Origin of the sequence: Bacillus sp. BR3(2024) (assembly GCF_039134555.1) — a bacterium.
Lineage (GTDB): Bacteria > Bacillota > Bacilli > Bacillales > Bacillaceae_G > Bacillus_A > Bacillus_A cereus.
Map to the genome: position 1 here is coordinate 3,832,141 of NZ_CP152433.1, position 17,481 is coordinate 3,849,621.

Here is a 17,481-nt window from a genome sequence, read left to right on the forward strand (position 1 = left end):
ATTTGAGTAGCCTGTAAATGGAATAAAAACATTGAGGAATACTCATATTTTTATGACGCACATTACAAGAAGAAATTTTTTAAAAATTGGTATGCGTACTTGTCTCTATTCATTTATAACCAGTGGCATCGGATACTACTATGCTAAATATATAGAACCCCATTTCATTTCTTTTACACAGCACACATTAAAATCACAACTCATCCCAAAAAGTTTTCATGGTATGAAAATTCTTCAATTCAGCGATTTACATCTCGGATACTATTTCTCGCTTCAACATTTATCTCAAGTTGTTTCTAAAATTAATGCTGTAAATCCAGATATTGTCCTTTTTACCGGAGATCTCATTGATAATTATCAAACGTATACTGACACTCCTTTTGTCGCATCCATTTTAAAAAATATACAAGCCCCCTTCGGTAAATTCGCTATTTATGGTAACCATGATCACGGTGGATATGGAACTGAATACTATGAGCACATCATGCGTGAATCAGGATTTGAACTATTGCTAAATAGTGAAAAAAGAATTCGTCTAATGGATAATAGTGAAATTTCTATTTTCGGTCTCGATGATATACTACTAGGCAAACCAAAAATAGAGAAAACATTACAACATGCACGGCAAAATACTTATAACATCGTTCTTGTTCACGAGCCAGATATCGCGCCGCAAATTTCCAAATATCCAATCAACTTGCAACTTTCTGGTCATAGCCATGGCGGACAAGTACAAATTCCTTTTTTAGGGGCTATTATTACACCATCACTCGCCAAAGACTATATTGAAGGCTTCTATACGATGCAAGATTTAACTCTCTATGTCAATCGAGGTCTTGGAAGAACACGTGTCCCATTTCGTTTCATGTCAAAACCTGAAATCACAATTTTCACACTCCAACATTCGTAATAATTCGCCTATTTTCTTACATATCCTTTCTTGTACGCGCTCATCCATGTTTCGTTTACCATATGATAAAAGTGAGTCCAATAAAGGAGGTATGTTCATGTATCCATATTATCAACCAATTCCAGTCCGTTCAGCACCTATTGGTCCAGTAGGCGACTCACGCTTCTTCCCGTTTTTTGGCGTTCCCTTTCTAGCTGGAATTGCTGGTGGATTGCTCGGCGGAGCATTAGCTTTCGGCCCTCGACCATTTTATCCACCTTATCCACCACCTTTCCCGCCGCCAGCACCTTATCCTTGTTACGGTGGACCATGTCAGCAACCCTACTATTACTAGGTTAAAGTAACGATTCTTTCAAATATTATTCTCTCAACGAGCCATCTCATTACACGCTTATAATAAAACTATTGTTTCTACTCATCCTTCTATTTTTGGAGCATATGAGTAGAAAAAAGTAAAAACCTCTTATGGACATAAGAGGTTTTTACTTTTTTTCATTATTCAGCGTCTGTATTTTGATACGCCATCTTAAACAACTTCACTTGGCTATCAATTTCTTCTGTACTACCATTAATAACATAATAGTAATCACCATCTTTATTTTGTTCACGTGTTTTCACATTATCAGCTAATGTAAGCTGTAAAATCGCCTTAATTCGTGCCTTCATTTCAATATCTAATATCGGGAAAGATATTTCCACTCGCTTCTCCATATTTCGCGTCATCAAATCAGCTGAAGATAAATATATTTTCTCCTCCCCATTATGATGGAAATAATAAATACGGCTATGTTCTAAATATCTTCCAACAACACTAACTACACGAATATTTTCACTTACATTTGGAATACCAGGTCGTAGGCAACATGTTCCTCGAACAATGAGCTCTACCTTTACTCCAGCTTGTGATGCTTCGTACATTTTTTTTATTAATGGTTTATCTGTTAATGAATTCATCTTAGCGATAATATATCCATTTCCATATTGCCTATGATAACGGATTTCTTCATCTATTAAATCCATAAATTGCTCTCTTATATCAAATGGAGCAACCGATAAATGATGAAAATGTGGCTTTGTTGTATAACCACTTAAATAATTAAAGAAATTGGTTGCATCGACCCCAAAATCTTTTCTTGATGTAATATATCCAAAATCAGTATATAACTTCGCTGTTGCATCATTATAGTTCCCAGTTCCGAGATGTACGAACCTTTCGATTTTTCCGTTTTTTCTCCTTACAACTAGCGTAATTTTACTATGTGTTTTCAAGTGACTGACACCGTAAATAACGTGACAGCCTGCCTGTTCCAATTCTTTAGCCCAGTGAACATTGTTTTCTTCATCAAACCTTGCCTTTAATTCAACTAATACCGTCACTTGTTTTCCCTTTTCAGCCGCTATCTTTAACGCCTGAATAATCGGTGAATCACCACTTACACGATATAACGTTTGTTTAATCGCAAGTACATTCGGATCGTCTGCCGCATCACGGACAAAATCAACTACCGGCTGAAATGATTCAAAAGGATGATGTAATAAAATATCATGCTCAATTGCTTTTTCAAATACATCTTCTTCATCACCTAAATCTTGAGGCGGTTGCGGAATAAGAGCTGGATATACAAGATGTTCATATAAAGGAGCTAGTTTTTTATATAAAGAAAACAAACATGTTAAATCTAATGGGCCATCCATTATATATACATCTTCATCTTTTACTTCCAGAACCTCATATAATAACGCTAATACTCTTTCATCAATGTGTTCTTTCCCAACTTCTAAACGTACAGCAGCCCCCCACTTACGCTTTTTTAATTCTTTTTCAATTACCTTTAATAAATCTCTCGCACCTTCTTCATGAATCGTTAAATCTGCATTGCGTGTAATACGGAAACGAGTAACAGATGATACTGTATATCCCGTAAATAATTTATGAGTAAAGCTACTAATTACGTCTTCTAATAAAATAAATTTATGCTTTTGCCCTTCACTCGGTAAAATTATGAAGCGCTCAAGTAATGAAGGAACTTGTACAATCCCTAACTTCGTCCTGTTTTCTTCTTCCGCTTGCTTCTCATCATATAAAAGAGTAGCCAAATTCAAACTTTTGTTTAATAACATTGGAAATGGGCGATATGCATCAATAGCTACAGGAGTTAACACCGGAAAAATTTGCTCGTCAAAATACTCTTCTATAAATTCTCGCTGCTCTTTCGTCAAATCATTGAATGTTAAACGTTCAATTCCCTCTAACTCAAGCGCTGGTAATACATAATTTTTAAATGTATCATATTGTACTGTCATTAGTGCATGGGCTTTTATCGCAATTTTATTTAATTGCTTTTTCGGTGTTAAGCCAGCTTTATTTTCTGGTTGATTAAATCCAGCACTCACTTGATCCTTTAATCCCGCTACACGTACCATAAAAAATTCATCTAAATTCGAACTAAAAATACTAATAAATTTCAATCTTTCCAAAAGTGGATTATTTGCATCTTGCGCTTCTTGTAAGACACGTTCATTAAATGCTAACCAACTTAACTCTCGATTATTGTAATAAGCTGTATCATTTAAATTTACTGCATTCCCCTTCAATAATTCCATTCTCTTCACACTTCCCCTTGAAACTTTTTTACTATAATTTAGTTGATTTCATTTTATCAAATTACAATATTACAAAGTGTAAATTTTTCGTAAAGACATCCGTACAACCCTAATGTTTTAGTTCAAATAATAAATTAATATTCGTTTTTAATACTCTTTCTAACTGTTTTTTTTGTTTTTCAGCTTGTACTTTTTCTGCTAATGCCGATTGTTCACATAAAACTTTAAACGTTAATCCCTCTTCGCTTTCTGTTATAGATATGGTATCAATAAGCGATCGTTGCCTTACATTTAAAGTAGCTGAAAATTGTAAAACAGCTCCTAACAGGCGGATTTTTTTTTGTTCGCTTTTATCAAACCAACCTTCAAATGGAGATAAATGTTGTTTAAATAACATTTTTGATTTATACGATGCAATAAGCGCTAGCCTTACTCGATCTTTATGCATCATGCCATCAATTGTCTTATTCGCTAATAAATAAAACGTATGTAAACGGCTCGCTTCTTCGTCTATATATTTGCCTATATTAAATACTTTCGCAGCTTGATGGAACACTTCCCAGTCTTTTACTGACATAGAAATAAGCCCTATTTCCTCAAGTTGTTTGCAAATTAGTCTTCCATGTTTAATAAGTTGAATAACAAATTCCATGTCCATTTCGTATTCATGTGATAGTAAATGCAAACTTTCTTCAACTACGTTCGGATAATATGAAATCCCCAAATCTTTTGTCAACTCTTCATAGAAAACACCTTCTCTTAACCCTTTTCTACTTAATACAAATGCCGGTGCCTCTATAACATGAACAAGTGTATGAAATACTTCAACCGCTGGAATAATCGTATCTGCTCGATCTTTTGCTAATCCTTCCAATTTCTGAAGTTCTATGAACGACAATTTTTCCAATTCCTCTTTTACACTTTCAACATCTTCTTCTTTCATCTTGTATAAATGTAATCCTGCTATAGGATAACATATTAAATTTTGATGGATTTTTACTAAGTTCCTAGCACTACCACCAATTGCAATAAGAGGCAATTTCTTATTGATTAACCATGGTAACGTTCGAAATTGAAACTCTAAATACTGTTGCATTCCCTCTAACTCATCTTTAGTAGGAATATCACCTTTAATAAATTGTTGCTTTAAAGAAAGTGCCCCAAAAGGAAAACTATGGTACTCTAAAATCTCTCTATTTCTAAAGTATGTAACTTCCGTACTTCCCCCACCAATATCTACCGTTATTCCTTCTGAAAACGATGTAGAATTCATAACCGCCAGGTATCCGTAACGCGCTTCCTCATACTCTGATAATACTCTAAGAGTAAAGTCCGTTTGTCCTTCAACAAGCTTTTTAATTTCCTCTTGATTCTCCGACTGTCTAATTGTTGCTGTTGCAACACAAAGTACATGATGCAACTGATGGAATCTTGTACTTTCTTGAAATTGAAATAATGTCTGTAATAATACTTCTATTCCCTCTTCATTCAATACACCATCAATTAAGTAATTCCTTAACCTAGCAACAACTTTCGTATTTTCAATCTCTTTATAAAAACCTCCATTTTGCTTTTCATAAATAACTAAACGCATTGTATTAGATCCAATATCTATAATGGCATACTGTTGTTTTAATATTTCTTTCAAACTTCTCACTCTTTCATTATCAAATTTCAAAAACATATTCTATTACTATTATACAAAATAGTTGTTTTTTGTAACAATATTGCTTTAATATTGAAAATATATACAATCACTTTTTGCGTATAATAAATACCTATTTTATTTATGGTATAATAATGAAAAATTGAAAGGAGATTCAATATGAAACCTTCACAACCACAATCTCAATTACAAAACCAACATTCTATTAATCGACTAGCTCAATCTATTTTCGTTGTGAATCGTCATGCTAAAGCAGCTACTAATCCTAAATATTTATACTGGTTAAAAAAGACAGCTTTAGAACGTTTGATTGCTGAAAAAAAAGCAATTAAAGAAGGATTGCATTTTTCTAGAAACCCACGTTTTAGCCAACAACAATCTGATGTCCTTATACGTTTAGGCGATTATTTTTTCCACATCCCTCCTACGAAAGAAGATTTTCGAATTCTACCGCATCTTGGTCATCTTGAATCCTCCTATCGAAATCCGAAAACAACCTTATCTTTAACAGTAGCAAAAAAAACACTTCAAGATTATATTGGTCCTGAAGCATTAAAACAAGAAAAAAAATTAAGTGAGCCTGTTCCATGGTATAGTCGTACTTATACAAAAAAATAAAACAGTTTGGCCAAGTGTAGGCCAAACTGTTTTATTTTTTCTCTTCTTTAATTTTAATATTTGCTTGTTTATAAAAAGCTACTTTTTCTGTATTATAAGACTTTGTAAATTCATTAAATTTATCTTTTTCTGACTCAATATCCTTATAAGATTGATTTACTACTTTTACTTTTTCACTAATATCTTTTAATTTAGTACCTTTATCTTGTAACATTGTATATAACTCTTTTTCTTGTTTTAAAGATTTGTTATAGCTGTCATACATTTTATTAAATGAATCGTGGCGTTTCTCATACGTGCTTTTCACTTTATCAGCTTGATCTTTCAATTTCTTATCTTCAATTTTCTTCACATACTTATCAGCTGACTTCACTTCTTCTTGCGCTTTATTTAAAACTTCTTTTTCTTTTGTAAGCACTTTTTCTCGTTCAGTTGTATTTTTCACTGCTTGATTCAGTTTTTCTTTAACAGTTTGATTATTATCTTTTCCTTCTTGAACAATCTGGTTATATAATTCTTGTCCTTCTTTCTCTAAAGTCTCAAGTTTTTTTGCATCTTCAAACATTGTTTTTTCTTGTTTAGCAGCGTTTTCAAACGCTACATATAATTCTTCTTCTGGTTTCGGACCGAAACAACCGGCTAATAAAATCATTGATAATGTAGTTACAATTGCTAATTTACTATATTTCAACATCTCTTCCTCCTACTTATAAACGACCATCGTGTAATATAAAAAAGTTATAAAATATGTAATTGTTCTATACACTCGCATCTTTTTTACGAAGATCATTAATATTGTTTGTACAAATTATTACTTGATATTACATTATTCTTTTTGAATTATTTAGCAATTCCATATCCATCTTTAAGTATACTACTTCGTGTTTTTTAAGGCCTGTTCACACTATGTATTACTTTAATATCCACGGAATTTCACCTCAGTCTTAATAAGACTATAATAGTTCACCTGATAAAAGGTGATCGCTCCGCTCTCACGTCTATCATTCCCTTTCCAGCTTTCTATCAATTAATCTCTTTGTTCATTTTACACAGTACAATCGATATCTCGCAACAACTTACAAATATTCTTTTCATTTCCTAAAAAGGAAAAGTGTAGAGCTTGCTTTCCTCTACACTTTTAAAATAAAACACACTGTGCAAATTGCATTGGCACTACCATCATAATTATATGCTTATTTCATATATTTTTAAAGACTTTTATTACAAACGTGGCGTTTTTTGTAATAAAAGTCAAAAAAATGTTACAAATAAAACATCTTCCTATCATATATCTTCAAATCAAAGCTTCACTCATTTTCTTGCAAATTTCTATACTGGTACAATTGATTTTGCGACTTTCTCAACAGTTCTTCAAACGTTTTTCCTTCTACTGGATAGCTAGCTGCTCCAAATAAAAGAGTGACACTGAGTAAATCACCTTCTATTTCACTTTCAATATTTTTCATTAATCGTTTTGTTATTGTTGATGTTTCATGACCATTATCAATTGCTACAATAACGTACTTATTTTCATCCCACTTTGTAACAACATCGCCCTTCCGAATTGTCTTTACAATGGTACTCTCTAATTTTTGTACTAACACTCCCAACTTTTTTTCTTGCAACGTGTCTTTTAACCCTTCCCATTCTTTTACAGAAAGAATGTACACTGTAATATTACGAGAATCTCTTTCAGATAAAGCAGCTACTTTCCCAAAAAAATCAACAACAAAATCATTGCTTGCCATTCCTCCTACTTCCATACCCATACGCTCGTTTGTTCTTTTATCGTACCAATGTCCAAAATAATAACTTAGTATCATTTGCAATATATAAATAATAAAGACGGTATAAAATGATCGTGAATCCAGTTTTGCAATTACATCCTGAAGTGCAATCCATTCTGTAACTGCCACAGTATTGCCAAGCAATAATCCACTAATTTTTCCTTTATGTTTCATACTTTTCCCCCTTTTATACCAATATATGTTTCTATATCAATAATGTTTTTCTACAAAATAAAAAATGTACATATGCAATGTACATTTCTGCTTAAGCTTGTATACCTTTTCTACTCTATTTCATATATATAATATATAACTTTTATAGAAAGGAGTAATCTATATGCTACAAAAAGAGAATCTATCAGATGCTATGCGTTTGCTAGCTGGTTTTCTATTATCATTAAAATTATTATTTACCTCTTTCGGGATACACTTTATTACAAACGATCAAATCGACGCTATTGTTAATGTTGTTTCATTTTTATTTATTCTATACTTTGGCTACAAAAATAACTATGTAGGAAAAAAAGGAATGGCGCAAAAGAAAATACTCAAAAAACACAACCTTCACTAAAAAAGGAACCTTTTGTACAGGTTCCTTTTTATCATTGACGCACAACAACTTCATTTGTTTGCAGTGGGCCATATGATATCTCTTTATCTTGAAATGTATATGTAGCCTGAAAGAATGTTTGTTTAAGAGCTTTATCTTTATTAGCTTTTATTTTACAACGTAGTTCCACCTTCTCATTCGGTAACAAATCATCAATTCGCCATCTAACAAGCTGGAATAAAAACTCACTTATCCCCTTATCAACTTTTAAAGAATTAGGAATATAAGCAAAGTAATCTCGAATCATATGACTTACAACAACTCTCGAAATCATTTCTACCCCTTTATTTTCCACTTCAATTCTCATAATAAGTATGTCGTTTACATCGTAGGTCAATTCATACGAAAATTGTTCTGTATACATACTACCAATTTGTAATGTAACGGCTACTTGAGGAAATTCGTTTTCCTTTTTCGATCCGTCAATCCACAATACTGGTTGTAGCGGTATTGAATACTTTCCTGTATCCGAAATTCGTCCCCATATTTTCATAATATATATTCACCTCATTTCAGATGTAACATACACACAATGAATTCCCCAAATTCCTAAAGCTTGCTACAAGCAATGTTTAATATTTCTCTTCCTTTTATCCTATTCGACAATATGAAGAAAAAACCATTTTTCATCTATTAACAGAAGGTGTTCTTTATGAAATTTTTTTACAATTTACTTCATTCCCTTCATAGCAATATTCGTATGGCTCACTCGTTCTCTACTCATACGAAAGAATATTTTGACGGAAGAAAAAATTTGCCTTATAGTCAAATTTGACTATAATATTCTTTATGGCATATAAGTGCACTTATGGAAAAGAAATTAACATCAACTATACATTTAAATTTTTTATCCACTGCACTCAAAATTTAATATAGTTTACTTATTTCTAAAGGAGGGTTATATTTGGAAACTCAACCATTAAAAAAAGAAGCCAACAAGACAAAATTTGTTGTTGCTGGTTTACTGCTTGGTATATTAATGGCCGCAATGGATAATACAATCGTTGCAACCGCAATGGCAACAATCGTTGGAGACCTGGGAGGATTTGATAAGTTTGTTTGGGTCACATCAGCTTATATGGTAGCAACAATGGCAGGGATGCCTATCTTCGGGAAACTTTCTGATATGTACGGGCGGAAACGTTTTTATATTGGTGGCCTCATTCTTTTCTTATTCGGTTCTGCGCTCTGCGGAACAGCTTCAAGCATTGAGCAATTAAGTATTTATAGAGCTATTCAAGGGATCGGTGGTGGTGCCCTTATGCCTATCGCCTTCACAATTATGTACGATATCTTCCCACCAGAAAAACGCGGGAAGATGACAGGACTATTCGGTGCTGTTTTCGGGACATCTAGTGTATTCGGTCCTTTATTAGGTGCTTATATTACAGACTATATAAGTTGGCATTGGGTCTTCTATATCAATATTCCATTAGGACTTATCTCCTTTTTCTTCATTACTAAATACTACAGTGAGTCTCTAGAATTTAGAAAACAAAAAATTGATTGGGCTGGTGCTATTACACTTGTCATAAGTATCGTTTGCTTAATGTTCGTATTAGAACTTGGTGGTAAGGAATATGCCTGGAATTCTACTGTAATTATTGGCTTATTTACAACAGTAGTTATTACGCTTATTATTTTCTTCTTTGTAGAACGAAAAGCAACCGAGCCTATTATTTCATTCCATCTATTTAAAAAACCTTTATTCGCAGCTAGTCAAGGAGTTGCCTTTTTCTATGGTGCCGCTTTCATTATCTGTACAGTTTATATTCCAATCTTCATTCAAGGCGTCCTTGGAGGTTCCGCCTCTAATGCTGGATTAATTTTAACACCAATGATGGTTGGTTCTGTAATTGGAAGTCAAACGGGAGGACAATTAGCTTCTCGAACAAGCTATCGTAACATTATGATGGTATCTGGTGTCTTCTTCGTTCTTGGTATTTATTTATTAAGTACTTTAACAATGGACACACCTCGTTTACTCGTAACACTATTTATGATTCTCGCTGGGCTTGGTGTTGGTTTCTCATTCTCAGTATTAAGTATGTCTTCTATTCACAAGTTGGAAATGCGGGACCGTGGTTCGGCGACATCAACAAACTCATTCTTCCGATCACTCGGTATGACTCTTGGTGTAACGATTTTTGGTACAATTCAAAATCATATTTTTACAGATAAACTAAACTCTGTATTCCCCCCTGAACTAGCAAAATTAGCTCCAAAAGGCGGAGACACAAGTTTCTTATTATCACCAGGTGCTACCGCAAAAATTCCTGCTGAAATATTAGCGGGTATTAAGGAAGCTCTCGCTACATCTATTGCGAACACATTCTTCTGGGCACTCATCCCGGCTGTACTAAGTATTATTTGTATTTTACTTATGGGAAATGAACGCCTCTTTACAGGCCCTAAAAAGAAAGAAAAACAAAAGCAAGTTAGTTAATATAAAAAAGAAGCGGCATATCCCTTTATGAAAAAGGATATGCCGTTTATAATATGTATAAAGTTTTTATATACAGGAGTTGAGACAGCATGAGCATGAAATTAGTCATTCTCGGCTTACTACTCGAAGGAGATAAACATCCATATGAAGTGCAGCATATTATGAAAGAACGACAAATGGATTGTTACATTAAATATGCTAAAGGATCACTTTATTACGCCTTCGAGCAATTAGAAAAGCAAGGGGCAATTCATATTAAAAATGTAATTAGAGACACAAATCGACCTGACAAAACGATTTTTCATATAACAGAAGAAGGCAAAAAACTATTCCACACTTTACTATTAAAACAATTCGAAGCCAAAAACCAAATATATAAACCTATTTATTCAGCCTTATCTTTCGCTCACTTTAGCAATGATCACGAATTAGTTCCTATTTTAGAAAAAAAGAAAAACGATACTCTTCAATATTTACATACTATGCAAACGATATATGATTGTAATAAAGGAAAGGTTCCACGTGCACAACTATATATTTTGCAAAGTGTAATTGAGCATATTACAGTTGAATTACAATGGCTAAACACCCTCCTTAAAGATGCTATAGCAGGCCAACTTTCAGAAGTTGCTATAGATGAAGATTGAGCTATGAAAGAAGACATCCCTACTTCTTTCATAGCTCAATTTCTCTTTTCATACTGTAATATTATTAGTTACTCCAGAATATGAAAAGTCAGAATACTAAGAAATAAAAACTTTAGAATTTTCTTATTTTAAAACAGTAGACAAAATTCCAAAAATTATGTTAAAATTTGTTTCAATATCATATCGCTTGTTAAATTCCTTTCAAAAGGAAAATAGGTACACGAAAGTTTCGTTTCGTGTTTAAAAGGGAAGCTTGGTGAAACTCCAACACGGTCCCGCCACTGTAAATGCTGAGATTTCTTTTTGGTGCCACTGTGAAAACGGGAAGGTGAAAGAAATTATATGAAGCATAAGTCAGGAGACCTGCCTGTTTTAACAACACTGATAGATTCACGGATGATGATGAGGTGTTAAAACAAAAAGGAAGGCTTATTTTCTATGTCTTTGTACTTTTTGTTATAGGTATTTCCTAGTAAACGGAAATGCTTACTTTCAATTAGGGAGGAATTTAAAATGGCAATTCAAACAAGTAACTTAGGTTATCCACGTATCGGACTACAACGAGAGTGGAAAAAAACATTGGAAGCTTTTTGGTCCAATAAAATCGATGAAGAACAATTTTTAACAACAATGAAAGAAATTCGCCTTCAACACGTAAAAGTACAGCAAGAAAAAGGGATTGAACTCATTCCAATTGGCGACTTTACATATTATGATCACGTTTTGGATACTGCCTATATGCTAGGATTTATTCCATCACGTTTTTCTGAGTTTACATCTTACCTTGATGTATATTTCGCAATGGCGCGTGGCTCTAAAGATCACGTAGCTTCCGAAATGACAAAATGGTTTAACACAAACTATCACTATATCGTTCCTGAATATGAAGAGGGATTACAAATCTCTTTAAAAGATAATCGTCCACTTCGCTTATACGAAGAGGCAAAACAAGAATTAGGAGTAGATGGAAAGCCTGTTATTTTAGGACCATATACTTTCTTAAAATTAGCTAAAGGTTATACACAAGAACAATTTCCTACCATTTTAAAACAGTTAGTTGCACCTTACGTACAACTGCTTTCAGAACTACATGCAGCTGGTGCACCAGCCATTCAAGTTGATGAACCGATTTTCGCTTCTTTAACTAAAAAAGAAGTTCAACAAGCAAAAGAAATTTATGAAGCTATTCGTAAAGAAGTTCCAAATGCGACTCTTCTTTTACAAACATATTTTGATAGCGTAGAAGAAAACTATGAAGAAATTATTACATTCCCGGTATCCGGTATTGGATTAGATTTCATTCATGGTAAAGAAGGTAATCTAAATGCTATTTCAAAATATGGATTCCCAGCTGATAAAACTTTAGCTGTCGGTTGTATAGATGGCCGTAACATTTGGAGAGCTGACCTTGATGAAGTTCTTGATTTATTTACAACGTTACAAAAACAAGTCCAAACGAAAGATATCATCGTTCAGCCTTCTTGTAGCTTATTGCATACACCAATCGATAAAACAGAAGAAACTCACTTATCGACTGAGCTGTTTGATGCGTTAGCATTTGCAAATCAAAAATTAGAAGAATTAGTTCTTATTCATTCCGCTCTCACTCAAGGTACAGAAAGCATTAGTAATGAGCTGGAAACATATCGAAACGTACATCATACAATTCGTTCATCTGCTGCACGTAACCGAGAAGATGTCAAAGCAGCACGAACAGCACTAAAAGAAGAAGATTTTTCACGTCCTCTTCCATTTGAAAAACGATACGAATTACAACAAGTTGCTCTAGAGTTACCGCTATTACCAACAACGACTATTGGTAGCTTCCCGCAAACAACTGAAGTTCGTCAAACGCGAAAAGAATGGCGTAACGGTGTTATTTCAAATGAACAATATGAACAATTTATTGAAAAAGAGACAGAAAAATGGATTCGTTACCAAGAAGAAATTGGGCTTGATGTCCTTGTACATGGTGAATTTGAAAGAACTGACATGGTCGAATATTTTGGTGAGCGCCTTGCTGGTTTCTCATTCACTAAAAACGGTTGGGTACAATCATACGGTTCCCGCTGCGTAAAACCACCTGTTATTTATGGTGATGTAGCCTTTATTAACGGCATGACTATTAAGGAAACAGTTTATGCGCAAAGCTTAACAGAGAAAGTTGTAAAAGGAATGTTAACCGGACCTGTTACAATTTTAAATTGGTCCTTCGTTCGAAATGATATTCCAAGAAAAGAAGTTTCGTATCAAATTGCACTAGCTCTTCGTCACGAAATTGAACTACTTGAATCTTCCGGAATTAGAGTAATCCAAGTCGATGAGCCCGCACTTCGTGAAGGAATGCCACTAAAAGAAAAAGATTGGGATGCTTATATTACATGGGCAGTACAATCCTTCCTTTTAGCAACTTCTTCTGTAGCAAATGAAACACAAATTCATACTCATATGTGTTACAGTAACTTCGAAGATATTGTTGACGCGATTCGCGCATTAGATGCAGATGTAATTTCTATCGAAACATCAAGAAGTCACGGAGAATTTATTGATACATTAAAACATACAACATATGAAAAAGGCATCGGCCTAGGTGTATATGATATTCATAGCCCACGTGTACCGAGTAAAGATGAAATGTATAAAATCGTAGAACAATCTTTAGAAGTATGTGATCCTAAATATTTCTGGATTAATCCTGATTGTGGTTTAAAAACGAGAAGAACAGAAGAAGTTATTCCAGCTTTAGAACATATGGTGCAAGCAGCGAAAGATGCTCGTTCCCTTTTAAAAACAAACGCATAACAAAAATGGGTTATCCTTTTCTCAGGATAACCCATTTTTTATTCTTTACTTTCAAAAAAGAATTCATATTGTATTTTATATAATTCATCATCCGTTGGCTCTTCAAGAGGAATTGCTTGTAATACAACTGTATACTCACCATTTGGAATAGGTATTTGAAATTTATTAGAAAGAATACTCGTTATAACGATACTTTCATTTTCAACTGTAAAAGGAACCGTAATCGTTCTAACTACTTCTTCTTTTTCAATATGTTTCCCTGGGGTCACTTTCACTTCACAAGTATAATCAGAAAGTGCTTCAAAAATAACAGTTCCATCTGCCTTAGCATAACCTCTTTCAAAATCTTCATCAGTCCAATCTACATAAGGCTGCTCACCGTCATAGTTCATCAACATTAATTGCGAATAAGAAATCGTTAACTCCATAGTTCCCCTTCTCCTTCATTATGAAATATACAACTACTACTTCACTTCAAATTTTACTCGCGTACCATCTGGGTATTTATCTAACTTATTCCCTACCCAAGAACCTGCTCCGCGGTTATCCGCCGGACTTATATATTCAATATGTGCTCCTTTTCCGCCTTCCTTGCACATCGCCATTGGCCATTCATCACGATCATACCCTTTTTTTGATGGATATGGTGCTAACGACAATTTCCTTCTATCTGCAGCACCACCACGATCGATTGTACAAACTTCTGAATGCCCTTCTTTTATAGCATCCGTAATATGTTTTCCTGTCTCTGGATAACGTTCTTTTGGAAATTCTAACACTTGATCATACGTATTCGTTTTCTTTACACTTGTTTCCTCTGGCACAAGTACTTCATAAACTGCTACTAAAATAGACAGAATTGCGATAATTGAAATGATAATACCTTTTAATTGCTTCATGTATACCTCCATGTTTCTACCAGTTTCTTTTCCTCCGTTATTATAACAAACTTCTCCTGTATATGTTTTCAGACATTATTTTAGTTATTCCTTGCCATTCCGCCAAAAATTTTCATTTTTTCACTAATGCTGTAGAAAACTAATAGCCTTCCGACATTCTTTTTCAAAGGAAGTCCTCATAAAAGATTGAAATGATATATACGATACTTTTTGGGGAGGAAATATGATGGAAGCTACCTATAAAACGAAAGATGTCACGAATAAAACAGGCATCCCAAAACATATAGTTCGCAAATATAGTCAACTGTTAGAAGAACATGGTTATATGATTTCCAAAACAGCTGATGCTCGTATTTATAAACTTGATGATTTAAAATTATTGAAATCTATACACGAAAGAGCTGCTACATTACAAGAAGATATTTCAGAAACGATACCGATTATTTTAAAAGAAAAAGAGGCCCCACCTGTACCAGTTATACAAGATAAGCAAGAGATACAAACGAAAGAAAAAGAAGATGGGCGTAACTTTGAGGAGTTCATGTTAAAACTTGAAATGCTAGCTCAATTAAATGAGGCAATTATTCATCAAAATTCTACTTTAATTACACAAAATCGTTTAAAGGATGAGAAACTAGACGAATTGATGCAACAAGTTTATGTAAAAGAAGGCTCTCAAGAAAAAATGCTTCAAGAGTTAGTCGATCACGCCGCTCAAACAGATGCACTGCAAAAAGAAAAGATGGACTTATTAATGAATCATATGTATAAACGAGAATCCAAACAGGAAGAAAAAATGAATAAACTTGTTAGTCAAATTTATAATAAAGACAGTAACCGTGATGCACAGCTTATGCAAGTTATTCGAGAAATTCAAGAAACAAAAAGAATGGTTGCTGCCTCAAAAGAGCAAAGCTTCTTTCAATCATTTAAAAGTTTATTTAGCCGAGCAAAACAAGAAAAAACAAATGAATAAACAATATAAAATAAAAAGTTACCTTTCATCGGTAACTTTTATTCCTTATTTTGTACAGCTGGTAATATAATAATTGCTTCAGTGCCTTTTCCACTTTCACTCTTATATTCCAATGTACCATTATGCGCTTGTAAAATACTAAATGTTACCATAAGTCCTAATCCTGTCCCTTTTTCTTTTAAAGAATAATATGGTTGCCCAAGCCTTGCTAACTGTTCATTCGTCATACCAACACCACTATCTTTAACTCTTATTATGATTGTTTCGTCTTTTTGAATAGCTGTTACTTTTAAATATCCTTTATTTCCTTGAATTGCTTCAATACCATTTTTAACAACATTCATAATAGCTTGCTTCAATTTTGTCTTATCACCAATCGTATAAAGACTTTCTGAAATTTCAACTTGTAAATATACACCTTGCATCGCTGCAAATGACGACATGAGAGTGGTCATTTCTATTAATTGGGCTGATAAACAAATGTGTTCTTTTTTCTCAATTTGCGGCCTTGCTAAATTTAAGTAATCTGAAATAATTTGTTCCGCCCGATCCAATTCAGCTAATACGAGACGCATATAATCCTTATTCTTCACATCTTCCGTACTTTCTAGCAATTGGATAAATCCACGAACAACAGTTAGTGGATTTCGAACTTCATGTGCCACACTTGCTGCTAACTCACTTACAATATTAAGCTTTTCTGATTTTTGCATCTCTGTACGTAGCAATGCATTTTCATTTAAATATTCAGTTAAATACACCTGAAATACCATTGTCATGACCATGATAAGCGAGGCAAATATAAATCCGCTATATATTTGCGAAATATACGGTGTAAATCCTGTTTCCAAAAGAACAATAATCATGCCTAATACTAAAGAAACAAGCACATAAAATGATGAAATCATAAATGCTAAAATTAATTTCTTATCCCTTGAAAAAAGAGACCATTTCTTTGATAAAAATAGCGGAACTATCAATAAAAATATTACTTCTAAAACTGGAAGAAAGCTCATTCCCTTTAGTAACCATTCATATGCAACAAAAATAACCGCTGGGATTAAACCAACAATCCCACCATATAAAAAACCACTGACAATTGGAATGGGGTGAAAGTTATACCCACACACATTGCCAAAACAAATAGAGTATGTCATGGAGAGAACGAGCGTAACGCTAGATAAAAACATAATAAAGTAACGATTTGGCTTCGGAGGCATTTCTTGATAGCGATTTAAACGAATCGCTTCATATAAAAATAGTGGCAAAATTATGATGGCAATTTGAATCAATAAATCACGGATAAGCTCCATAACCTCTCATCCCCTATATGTATTTTGATATGATTATATCATTTTATAGGTGTATTTGTTTTAAAATTTTGATTTTTCTTAACATATTTGTTAATTCTTTGTTAACAACTCATAATAATTGTTACAGATTTTCGAAATGATTGTAAACCCTGTACCAAATTTCCTTCGTGCAGTATACAATGAATACGGATTACAAAGAAAAT

General features: G+C 33.5%; 16 protein-coding genes and 1 riboswitch. Of the genes, 8 read left to right on the top strand and 8 right to left on the bottom strand.

Annotated elements, in window-relative coordinates; translation table 11 throughout:
* Nucleotides 1-52: 52 nt before the first annotated feature.
* Entirely contained in the window at nt 53-910 is an 858-nt protein-coding gene (locus V7S45_RS19550; protein WP_002024756.1) for a metallophosphoesterase, read from the top strand.
* Nucleotides 911-1,007: 97 nt separating this feature from the next.
* Entirely contained in the window at nt 1,008-1,244 is a 237-nt protein-coding gene (locus V7S45_RS19555) for a hypothetical protein (RefSeq protein ID WP_000283738.1), read from the top strand.
* 161 nt (nt 1,245-1,405) lie between these two features.
* On the opposite strand, the gene V7S45_RS19560 is transcribed toward V7S45_RS19555, so the two are convergent.
* Together V7S45_RS19560 and V7S45_RS19565 are read right to left on the bottom strand one after the other, a co-directional pair.
* Nucleotides 1,406-3,514, bottom strand: a complete 2,109-nt coding sequence (locus V7S45_RS19560) for a polyphosphate kinase (protein ID WP_000421680.1) — start codon at nt 3,512-3,514, stop codon at nt 1,406-1,408.
* Nucleotides 3,515-3,623: 109 nt separating this feature from the next.
* Nucleotides 3,624-5,198 (bottom strand): Ppx/GppA family phosphatase, encoded by a 1,575-nt coding sequence (locus tag V7S45_RS19565; protein WP_002198132.1) that lies wholly within the window; start codon nt 5,196-5,198, stop codon nt 3,624-3,626.
* A gap of 141 nt (nt 5,199-5,339) precedes the next feature.
* Between V7S45_RS19565 and V7S45_RS19570 the strand changes: the two genes are divergently transcribed.
* The gene (locus V7S45_RS19570; protein ID WP_000804864.1) at nt 5,340-5,798 is read left to right on the top strand and encodes a YkyB family protein; all 459 of its coding nucleotides are present in this window, start codon (nt 5,340-5,342) and stop codon (nt 5,796-5,798) included.
* Between the two features lie 31 nt (nt 5,799-5,829).
* Here the strand turns inward: V7S45_RS19570 and V7S45_RS19575 are convergent, their stop codons facing one another.
* Both V7S45_RS19575 and V7S45_RS19580 read right to left on the bottom strand, forming a co-directional pair.
* Complete coding sequence (locus V7S45_RS19575) at nt 5,830-6,492, bottom strand: YkyA family protein (protein ID WP_000922498.1); 663 nt, start codon at nt 6,490-6,492, stop codon at nt 5,830-5,832.
* Nucleotides 6,493-7,105: 613 nt separating this feature from the next.
* A complete protein-coding gene (locus V7S45_RS19580; RefSeq protein WP_000680820.1) occupies nt 7,106-7,759 on the bottom strand; it encodes a diguanylate cyclase in 654 nt (217 codons plus the stop codon).
* Nucleotides 7,760-7,922: 163 nt separating this feature from the next.
* Here V7S45_RS19580 and V7S45_RS19585 point away from each other — a divergent pair, with 163 nt between their 5' ends.
* Nucleotides 7,923-8,156 carry an SPP1 phage holin family protein gene (locus V7S45_RS19585; RefSeq protein ID WP_089607606.1) on the top strand — a complete coding sequence of 78 codons (234 nt, stop codon included), beginning with the start codon at nt 7,923-7,925 and terminating at the stop codon, nt 8,154-8,156.
* Nucleotides 8,157-8,187: 31 nt separating this feature from the next.
* On the opposite strand, the gene V7S45_RS19590 is transcribed toward V7S45_RS19585, so the two are convergent.
* Entirely contained in the window at nt 8,188-8,688 is a 501-nt protein-coding gene (locus tag V7S45_RS19590; protein WP_000708120.1) for a hypothetical protein, read from the bottom strand.
* A gap of 411 nt (nt 8,689-9,099) precedes the next feature.
* Between V7S45_RS19590 and V7S45_RS19595 the strand changes: the two genes are divergently transcribed.
* The 3 genes from V7S45_RS19595 to metE all read left to right on the top strand — a co-directional run bounded on the left by V7S45_RS19595 (nt 9,100) and on the right by metE (nt 14,090).
* Nucleotides 9,100-10,641 carry an MDR family MFS transporter gene (locus tag V7S45_RS19595; protein WP_025688000.1) on the top strand — a complete coding sequence of 514 codons (1,542 nt, stop codon included), beginning with the start codon at nt 9,100-9,102 and terminating at the stop codon, nt 10,639-10,641.
* 89 nt (nt 10,642-10,730) lie between these two features.
* Nucleotides 10,731-11,288, top strand: coding sequence for a PadR family transcriptional regulator (locus V7S45_RS19600; RefSeq protein ID WP_089607607.1), 558 nt, complete (start codon nt 10,731-10,733; stop codon nt 11,286-11,288).
* Nucleotides 11,289-11,485: 197 nt separating this feature from the next.
* Nucleotides 11,486-11,674: riboswitch (cobalamin riboswitch) on the top strand.
* Between the two features lie 127 nt (nt 11,675-11,801).
* Nucleotides 11,802-14,090: a 5-methyltetrahydropteroyltriglutamate--homocysteine S-methyltransferase gene (gene metE, locus V7S45_RS19605; protein ID WP_088343883.1), complete on the top strand. Its 2,289-nt coding sequence runs from the start codon at nt 11,802-11,804 to the stop codon at nt 14,088-14,090.
* Nucleotides 14,091-14,128: 38 nt separating this feature from the next.
* Here the strand turns inward: metE and comJ are convergent, their stop codons facing one another.
* Both comJ and nucA read right to left on the bottom strand, forming a co-directional pair.
* A complete protein-coding gene (gene comJ / locus V7S45_RS19610; RefSeq protein WP_000424030.1) occupies nt 14,129-14,518 on the bottom strand; it encodes a competence protein ComJ in 390 nt (129 codons plus the stop codon).
* A gap of 36 nt (nt 14,519-14,554) precedes the next feature.
* Entirely contained in the window at nt 14,555-14,989 is a 435-nt protein-coding gene (gene nucA / locus V7S45_RS19615) for a DNA-entry nuclease (RefSeq protein ID WP_000811494.1), read from the bottom strand.
* Between the two features lie 226 nt (nt 14,990-15,215).
* Here nucA and V7S45_RS19620 point away from each other — a divergent pair, with 226 nt between their 5' ends.
* Nucleotides 15,216-15,965 carry a DUF3967 domain-containing protein gene (locus V7S45_RS19620; RefSeq protein ID WP_000388471.1) on the top strand — a complete coding sequence of 250 codons (750 nt, stop codon included), beginning with the start codon at nt 15,216-15,218 and terminating at the stop codon, nt 15,963-15,965.
* Between the two features lie 38 nt (nt 15,966-16,003).
* Here V7S45_RS19620 and kinB read toward each other — a convergent pair whose 3' ends face one another.
* Nucleotides 16,004-17,278 (bottom strand): sporulation sensor histidine kinase KinB, encoded by a 1,275-nt coding sequence (gene kinB / locus V7S45_RS19625; protein ID WP_088343885.1) that lies wholly within the window; start codon nt 17,276-17,278, stop codon nt 16,004-16,006.
* Nucleotides 17,279-17,481 lie beyond the last annotated feature (203 nt).

Bases quoted from the DNA above. Each gene is read 5' to 3' on its own strand.
- V7S45_RS19550 (WP_002024756.1), top strand. From the start codon at position 53: ATGACGCACATTACAAGAAGAAATTTTTTAAAAATTGGTATGCGTACT.
- V7S45_RS19555 (WP_000283738.1), top strand. From the start codon at position 1,008: ATGTATCCATATTATCAACCAATTCCAGTCCGTTCAGCACCTATTGGT.
- V7S45_RS19560 (WP_000421680.1), bottom strand. From the start codon at position 3,514: ATGGAATTATTGAAGGGGAATGCAGTAAATTTAAATGATACAGCTTAT.
- V7S45_RS19565 (WP_002198132.1), bottom strand. From the start codon at position 5,198: ATGTTTTTGAAATTTGATAATGAAAGAGTGAGAAGTTTGAAAGAAATA.
- V7S45_RS19570 (WP_000804864.1), top strand. From the start codon at position 5,340: ATGAAACCTTCACAACCACAATCTCAATTACAAAACCAACATTCTATT.
- V7S45_RS19575 (WP_000922498.1), bottom strand. From the start codon at position 6,492: ATGTTGAAATATAGTAAATTAGCAATTGTAACTACATTATCAATGATT.
- V7S45_RS19580 (WP_000680820.1), bottom strand. From the start codon at position 7,759: ATGAAACATAAAGGAAAAATTAGTGGATTATTGCTTGGCAATACTGTG.
- V7S45_RS19585 (WP_089607606.1), top strand. From the start codon at position 7,923: ATGCTACAAAAAGAGAATCTATCAGATGCTATGCGTTTGCTAGCTGGT.
- V7S45_RS19590 (WP_000708120.1), bottom strand. From the start codon at position 8,688: ATGAAAATATGGGGACGAATTTCGGATACAGGAAAGTATTCAATACCG.
- V7S45_RS19600 (WP_089607607.1), top strand. From the start codon at position 10,731: ATGAGCATGAAATTAGTCATTCTCGGCTTACTACTCGAAGGAGATAAA.
- metE (WP_088343883.1), top strand. From the start codon at position 11,802: ATGGCAATTCAAACAAGTAACTTAGGTTATCCACGTATCGGACTACAA.
- comJ (WP_000424030.1), bottom strand. From the start codon at position 14,518: ATGGAGTTAACGATTTCTTATTCGCAATTAATGTTGATGAACTATGAC.
- nucA (WP_000811494.1), bottom strand. From the start codon at position 14,989: ATGAAGCAATTAAAAGGTATTATCATTTCAATTATCGCAATTCTGTCT.
- V7S45_RS19620 (WP_000388471.1), top strand. From the start codon at position 15,216: ATGGAAGCTACCTATAAAACGAAAGATGTCACGAATAAAACAGGCATC.
- kinB (WP_088343885.1), bottom strand. From the start codon at position 17,278: ATGGAGCTTATCCGTGATTTATTGATTCAAATTGCCATCATAATTTTG.